The organism is Caulobacter sp. HMWF025, assembly GCF_003060965.1.
Taxonomy (GTDB): Bacteria; Pseudomonadota; Alphaproteobacteria; order Caulobacterales; family Caulobacteraceae; genus Caulobacter.
In genome coordinates this window covers 9,312-15,711 of the sequence record NZ_QAII01000120.1, presented here as the reverse complement: position 1 = coordinate 15,711, position 6,400 = coordinate 9,312, and the positions used below count along the sequence as shown (strand labels likewise).

The 6,400-nt window shown below is 68.9% G+C and carries 2 protein-coding genes and 1 pseudogene; all 3 read left to right on the top strand.

The window, feature by feature from the left end; all coding sequences use genetic code 11:
- The first annotated feature begins 48 nt into the window (after window positions 1-48).
- Window positions 49-1,830 (top strand): autotransporter assembly complex protein TamA, encoded by a 1,782-nt coding sequence (locus DBR10_RS13020; protein ID WP_442861117.1) that lies wholly within the window; start codon window positions 49-51, stop codon window positions 1,828-1,830.
- A gap of 29 nt (window positions 1,831-1,859) precedes the next feature.
- Window positions 1,860-6,002, top strand: a complete 4,143-nt coding sequence (locus tag DBR10_RS13015) for a translocation/assembly module TamB domain-containing protein (RefSeq protein ID WP_108556401.1) — start codon at window positions 1,860-1,862, stop codon at window positions 6,000-6,002.
- Window positions 6,003-6,095: 93 nt separating this feature from the next.
- Window positions 6,096-6,400: pseudogene (locus tag DBR10_RS20065) on the top strand (hydrolase); the annotation flags it as partial.

Here is a 6,400-nt window from a genome sequence, read left to right as displayed (position 1 = left end):
CGACTACACGGGACGTGGGGGCGCTCCGCGCGGGGAATCGAATTTTTGGTGCGCAGACGAACAACCCTGACCGTGCTGACCGCCCTGCTGCTGGCGGCAGGGGTTGCGCGCGCCGAGGAGCCGTCGGCCATCGTCTCGGGTGTGGACGACAAGGCCTTGCGCGATGCGATCATGCGCGTCCTCGGCACGGCGAAAGGTCCGCCCCAGAGCCGGGCCGAGGCCCGTCGGCGGGCGCGGGATGCCGGCGATGACGTCGTCGCCGTGCTGCGGGCCGAAGGCTACTACGCCTATGCCGTCGAGCCTGACGTCAATGAAGGTGATCCGCCGCGCGGCATCGTCAAGGTCACGCCCGGTCAGGTCTTCAATCTTGCTGATCCCAGGATCGTCTGGCGCGGGACAGCGCCCGATGAAGGCGTCGTCAAACGGGCGGATGCCGCCATGCAACTGACGCCGGGCCAGCCTGGACGGGCGGCGGACATTCTCGGAGCCGAGGGGCGCATCATCGCCCAGGTCCAGGGGCTGGGCTATGCCGACGTCGCCGCCGAGCCCCGCGAGGTCATTGTCGATCACGCCGACCACTCTGTCCGACCGACCTTCAATATCGTGGCTGGAGACCTCACCCGCCTGGACGGGGTGGAACTGGTGACCAAGGGGCGAAGCAATCAGGCCTGGGTGGCCGACCTGGCCCCCTGGACCCCGGGCGAGGTCTATGACCCCGAACATGTCGCCGAGCTGGAGCGCCGGCTTCGCGATACCGGCGTCTATGACTCGGTCTCGGTGTCCCTGGCACCGCTCGAACGCCTTACGCCAGACGGGCGGCGTCCCGTCGTGGTCGGTCTGGCTGACCGGCTTCCGCGCACGATCGAGCTCGGGGCCGGCTTTTCCACCAGCGAGGGGCCGGGTGTCGATGCGCGCTGGATCCAGTACAACCGGCTGAGGCGGGCCGACACGACGACCTATACCGCCCGCCTGGCCAAGCTCGAGCAGCGGGTCGGTGGCGAGGTCTCGCTGCCGCACTGGCGACGGGTCCAGCAGACCCTGAAGCTGAACGGCGCGCTGTTTCGCGAGACGACGGACGCCTATGACGAAACCGGCGCAACCATCAGCGCCGACCTGACGCGGCGACGGAAAACCACGTCCTATCGCACCTACGGGGTGGCGCTGGACCTGTCTCAATCCAAGCAGCTGGCGACCACCAAGGGGGTTTCCGTCAAGGAGGTCCTCAACCTGGCCACTGTAACCACCCTGGCCGCCGTGGCCTGGGACCGGTCCGACAACATTCTCGACCCCAAGCGCGGCTGGCGGTTCGAGGCGCGGGGCGAGCCGACGGCCATCGTCGGCGATACGACCCTGGCCTATCTGAGAACCCAGGTTCAGGGCTCGGCCTACCTGCCGTTCGGCAAGGATGCCGATACCGTTCTGGCTGCCCGCCTGAAGCTCGGGGCGATCTTCGGTGGGCTGCTGGAGGAGGTCCCGGCCTCCCGGCGCTTCTTCTCCGGCGGTGGTGGCTCGGTTCGGGGCTATGCCTATCAGGCGATCGGCCCGCGGCTGGCCGACAATACCCCGCAGGGCGGGGTTTCGCTGGTCGAGAGCTCAATCGAAGTCCGGCACCGCTTCAGCAAGACCTGGGGCGGCGTGGCCTTCATCGATGCCGGCGCGATCGGGCCGGAGCGCACACCCAAGGCCGATGACTTCCGCGTCGGGGCCGGGGTCGGGGTCCGCTATGATCTGGGCTTCGGGCCGATCCGCGCCGATATCGCGGTTCCGCTGGGCAAGCGGTCCGGCGATCCGGCCTTCCAGATCTATCTCAGCATCGGGCAGAGCTTTTGACCGGCGCGCCTGAAACGCCAGAGGCCGGCATGCCGTCCAACGACGGTGCTGCACCGGCTTCACGTCCGGCGCGGCGCAGCACCGGACTGGCCAAGGCGCTTATTGCCGTTCTGGCGGTTCTCGCCATAGCGGTGCTGGGTGTGCGCCTTGCCCCCCTGACCACGCCGGGTCGGCAACTGGTCGAAAGCCATGCCAACGGCCTGAAGCTGGGTCCGATCGGCCATCTGAAGCTTGAAGGTCTGTCCGGCGACATCTGGCGGGACTTCAGTGTCCGGCACCTGGCGATCGCCGATGCCAAGGGCGTCTGGCTTGAAGCCCATCAGGTTCGGGTCAACTGGGTTCCGGGGGCGTTGTTGACACGACGGTTCCAGGCCCGGGCTATCAGCGCGCGCGATGTCATCGTCATGCGTCGACCGGTCCTGACACGTAGCGGCAAGGGCGGCTCGACCCCGATTTCGGTGTCACTCGACTCCGTCCGGTTGCGGCTCATCACCCGGCCTGCCTTCAGCGGCAAGGCCGGCGATTTCGATGTCGCCGGGGCCTATCGCCTTGCGCGCCAGGGCGGGCAGGGCGGCAGGGTCAGCATTTCCAGTCGCCAGCACCTGGGCGATCACCTGCGTCTGAGCTTCGATCTCGGACGCAAGCGGACACTCAAGCTCGACGCCGATGCCGTCGAAGCCAATGGCGGTGCCATTGCCGGAGCGCTGGGCCTGCCCGTCGACCGGCCCTTCGATCTCAAGGCGAAGGCCAATGGGGCGATGAGCCAGGGTCAGTTCAGCATCGTGGCCAGGACGGGCCCGGATACGCCGCTGGATGCGACCGGCACCTGGACCCCGGACGGCGGCTCGGCGCGAGGGCGACTGGACCTGCGCGCCTCAACCCTGACCCGACGCCTGGAGCACATGTTCGGCCCGGAGGCAGCCTTTTCGATCGAAGGACATAAAGCCACCGAGGGCCTGTTTGACCTGCAGACCCGCATCCGCAGCGAGAACCTCGTGCTCGATTCCCGGGGCCTCGCCGATCTCGGCCAGAAGCGGACGGGACCGGCAGGGCTTCCTTTCAAGGCTCGCATCGGCACCCTCGGGAAGATCGTGACGATCCCTCAGATGGGCACGGGGGCCGTCGACGGGACGTTCCGGCTCGAAAAGGGTGGTTTCTCGGTCGAGGGCGACGTCGATGTCGCGGCGCTGGAACTGCTCGGCTATCGGCTGGCGCGGGCCCGAGGGCCGGCCCTTGTCCGCTGGTCGAAAGGCGAGCTGACCATCAAGGCTGACGCGGTCGGTCAGGGCGGCGGCGGAAGCGGGGTTCTGGCGCTGCTCGGCGCGGCTCCCAAGGCCCAGTTCGAAGGCCTAAGGCTTCGGGATGGCCAATTCCTGATCCGCTCCGCCCGGATTACGGCGCCTAACCTGGTGGTCACCGGTGAAGGCCAGCGCGGGATTCTGGGTGGTCTGAGCTTCAAGGGCGATGCCCAGGTCGCCAGCCTGGGTCCCGTTCGCCCGGGGGCGACCGGTCGCCTGAAGGCGGTCTGGACGGCCGGAAGCAGCAACGGCAAGCCCTGGGACTTCACGGGCGATGTGCGGGCCGAGGGTTTCGCGGCCGGTGTTTCCGAGCTGGATCGCTTGCTGGGTACCGCGCCGCGCCTGACGACCAAGGGGAACTGGTACGCCGGTGTTCTCTCCATCGCCGACGCGCGCCTGGAGGGCGACAGCGCCCGGGTGCATGCTGCGGGCCGGATGACGCCGGGCAATGTGCTGGGCTTCACCCTGGACTGGACAGCCGACGGTCCCTTCCGGGCAGGTCCGCTTGAGGTCACCGGCAAGGCCCGGGGCGACGGGACCCTCAGCGGCACGCTGGCCGCGCCGCGGGCCGACCTGACGGCTGACTTTGACACCATCGACTTGCCGAAGCTGGCCCTGACCAAGGCGCGACTGGTCCTGACCTTTGCCCGGACGTCTGGGGGCGGGGATGGTGTGGCCCGTCTGACTGGCGACAGCGTCTACGGTCCGGCCCGGGGCGGGGCGGCTTTCAGTTTCGCGCCCGGCGGTCTGGATCTGACGGAGATCGACATCGACGCAGGCGGGGCCAAGGCTTCGGGCGCGGTCTCGCTCCGGCGGGGACGACCGGCGTCGGCCGATCTGCAGCTCGCCGTCGGGCCAGGTGCCTTCCTGACCCAGGGACGGGTGGCCGGTTCGGCGCGGATCGTCGACGCGCCCGGTGGCGCATCGGCCAAGCTCGACCTGATGGCCGAGGACCTCAGCGCCGGGTCCTGGAAGGTTCGGACGGCACGGATCCGCGCCGACGGGGCCATGGCCAGCCTGCCGCTGACCCTCGACGCCCAGGGGGTGGCTCCGAACGGACGCTGGCGGCTGGGCGGCAGCGGCAATCTCTCCCAGACCGGCGACGAATTCACCCTGGCTCTCGATGCAGCCGGCAAGCTCGGCCGCACCGATATCAAGACCCGCGAAACGGCGCGCCTGCGATTCGGCGGTGCCGAGACCGGGGCGAAGCTGCGGCTGGCGGTCGGCGACGGCCAGGCTGATATTGATGCCGAGTTCGGCGGTGAGGTCGCCGAACTGATGGCCAGGCTGACGGGCGTGAGCCTGACAGCCTTCGATCCCGATCTCGCGGGCGACATCGACGGGGCTTTCAACCTGCGGGGCCAGGGCGACGTGCTCAACGGTGATTTCCAGGCCCGGCTCACCGGGGCCCGGGAGCGCGGCGCGCGCCTCAACCAGTCGCTGGACGCCCGGATCCAGGGCAACCTCAAGGACCGGCTGCTGTCGATCGACGCCGACGGCTCAAACCCCCAGGGCCTGAAGGCCGAGGCGCATCTTGTCCTGCCGACTGAAGCCTCGGCACGCCCCCTGCGGCTGGCCATCGACCGGCGCAAGGCCATGCAGGGCACCTTCCTGGCCCAGGGCGAGATCAAGCCGCTGTGGGACCTGCTGCTGGGGCCGGAGCGGTCGCTGTCGGGCAAGATCGACGCCCAGGGCTCGCTGGCCGGGACCCTCGCCGATCCCCGCATCGTCGGGCGTGCGGCCCTCGACGGCGGGGCCTTCGAAGAGGGGCAGACCGGCCTTCGACTGAAGAACATGACCCTGCGCCTGGCCCTGGCGGACAACGCTATCGACGTCAGCCAGGCCACAGGCGAGGACGGCAAGGGCGGGACCGTGTTCGGGGGCGGGCGGATCAGTCTGAACCGCGATGGGATCAGCGGGTTCAAGCTGGAGCTGCGCAACTTCCAGCTCATCGACAACGACCTGGCCTCGGCCAGCGCGACCGGCCAGGCGACGATCAACCGCTCGGCCGACGGCAAGATCAAGCTGACCGGGGCCCTGGTCCTGGATCGTGCCGACGTCTCGGCACAGAGCAAGACCCCGGCCGGCGTGGTCAGTCTCGACGTGGTCGAGCGCAACCGGCCGCCGGAGCTGGACCAGGGCGTCCAGCCGCGCCGGGCCAGTCCGGGCGGCGGGGTGGCCATGGACATTACCCTGAAGGCCCCGCGCCGGGTCTTCGTGCGGGGTCGGGGCCTCGATGTCGAACTCTCGCTCGAGGCCCATGTCGGGGGGACCTCGTTCTCGCCGATTCTCGACGGCACAGCCCGGGTCGTCCGGGGCGAATATGACTTTGCCGGCAAGCGCTTTGAGTTCGACGACAGCGGCGTCGTCACCCTGGCGACCCAGCTCGACCGCATCCGACTCAATCTCAGCGCCAGTCGCCAGGACACTGCCCTGACGGCCGTCGTCAGGATCCAGGGCACGGCGGCCAAGCCCGAGATCACCCTGACCTCGACCCCAGAACTGCCCAATGACGAGGTGCTCAGCCAGGTGCTGTTCGGGGCCTCAGCCGCCCAGCTGTCGCCGATCGAGGCCGCCCAGCTGGCCTCGGCCCTTGCGGCCCTCGCCGGGGGCGGAGGCTTTGACGTGATCGGCAACCTGCGCAGCCTCGCGCGCCTGGATCGACTGGCCTTTGCCGAGGGCGCGACCGGCATGACGGTCGCCGGCGGCAAGTACGTGACCGATGACGTCTATCTCGAAATCATCGGGGGTGGCCGTGAGGGTCCGGAGGCCCAGGTCGAGTGGCGGATTCGCAAAACCCTGTCGCTGGTGTCGAGAATTGGCGGTCAGGGCGACGCAAAGCTTTCCGTCCGCTGGCGAAAGGACTATCAGTAGCGCAAGGCTGTTGCGCGGGCGCCCGGTTTCCTCCCAGGAGGAAGCACGTTTTACCCGCGGCCCTTGGTTTATTGTGACTGAGGGAGGATCGGCATGTCTCTAAGTCTGAACGCGCAGGACCGTAGGGTTCTGGACGCCATCGCGGGCGAAGGTCCCCGGATTATCGACCGGGCTGTGGCCTGGTGCGCCATTAACTCCGGAAGTCGCCATCTCGCAGGCCTTGAGCGTCAGAGGCAGATTTTGCTCGACGCCGTGTCAGTGCTGCCGGCCGCGCCCACCGAGATCCCGCTCGGCCATTCCGAAGAGATCGGAGCCGACGGTCGGGTCGGCGAGCAGGCCCACCCGCCCGCGGTGGCCGTGGTGGTCCGTCCGGACGCCCCGTTGCAGGTCGTGCTGAC

Coding starts and splice junctions, on each gene's coding strand:
- DBR10_RS13015 (WP_108556401.1), top strand. CDS start 1,860: ATGCCGTCCAACGACGGTGCTGCACCGGCTTCACGTCCGGCGCGGCGC.